The sequence below is a fragment of the Arenibacter sp. F20364 genome, assembly GCF_023015905.1.
GTDB lineage: Bacteria > Bacteroidota > Bacteroidia > Flavobacteriales > Flavobacteriaceae > Arenibacter.
On sequence record NZ_JALKBD010000106.1, the window covers coordinates 1 to 1148 of the forward strand.

Annotated in this window: 1 pseudogene; it reads left to right on the plus strand. The window is 45.8% G+C overall.

The window, feature by feature from the left end:
• Positions 1–1148: pseudogene (locus tag MWU84_RS23895) on the plus strand (hypothetical protein); the annotation flags it as partial.

Consider the following 1148-nt stretch of genomic DNA (forward strand, 5'->3'; position numbering starts at 1 on the left):
GACAAAACCCCTACAACGGAAGAACCTGTGGAGATGGGCGGATTGAAGGCTTTCCCTGGAGCTGAAGGCTTCGGCCAATATGCCACTGGTGGAAGGGGCGGCAAAGTCATCCATGTTACAAACCTAAATGATAGCGGATCCGGTAGTTTTAGGGAGGCTCTGCAAGCATCAGGTACCAGAACCATTGTATTCGACGTAGGTGGGACAATCAATGCGAAGAATTATTTTGACATCCCCTATGGAAAGGGAAATGTAACCATTGCCGGACAAACCGCTCCGGGAGGTGGCATTTTGATCAGGGGTGGAGAACTTAGGATAAGCGCCAGTAATGTCATAGTGAGATATATAAGGTTCCGACTTGGTTCCAGCACATCAGGGGCAGCCTCCAATGAGGACGGAATAAATATTACCGCCTATTCCGGCAATAAAATAGAAAACATTATTATAGACCATTGCAGTGTTAGCTGGGCCCAGGATGAAAACATCTCCCTGGTCGGCGGTTTTTCAGGCAGTACCATAAGCAATGTAACAATCCAAAATTGTATCATTGCCGAAAGTGGCTATGGCCTCTTAAGTTATAAAAACAATAGAAATATATCCGTGATAAATAATCTCTTTGCAAACAACAAGGAAAGGAACATAAGGGCGAATTGGCCTATAAGAGGAGCCTTCCAGTTTGAACAAATAAACAATATTGTTTACGGTTATAGAGGAGGGAACAACCCAAGTCTGGGAATTAAATTCACCTCGCTCAACAATATATTCAAAAAGGCGCCATCAATTTCCTTTGGCGGAAATGCATCCGTACAGGGCGAAGAGGACGGAACCGGAAATCCTGGGGACACCTATGCATATATTGCGGGCAATATTGCGGCGTCCGGACAGAGCGAATATTCCTCAAACCTTAAGCCTTATTTAAAATCCGCCCCATTTGATTCCTCCGGATATTCTGCCATTCCGGCAAGTGCTTTGGAGGACGAACTATTGGACCACGTGGGAGCCAGCCTGCCCACTAGAGATGCCGTAGATTCAAGGATTATCAACAATTACAAATCTGGTCTAGGTTCCCTGGTAAATTCCGGTACTTTCCCGAGCATAACAGGGGGCAACGCACAAAACGATAGCGACAAAGACGGGATTAGTGACAC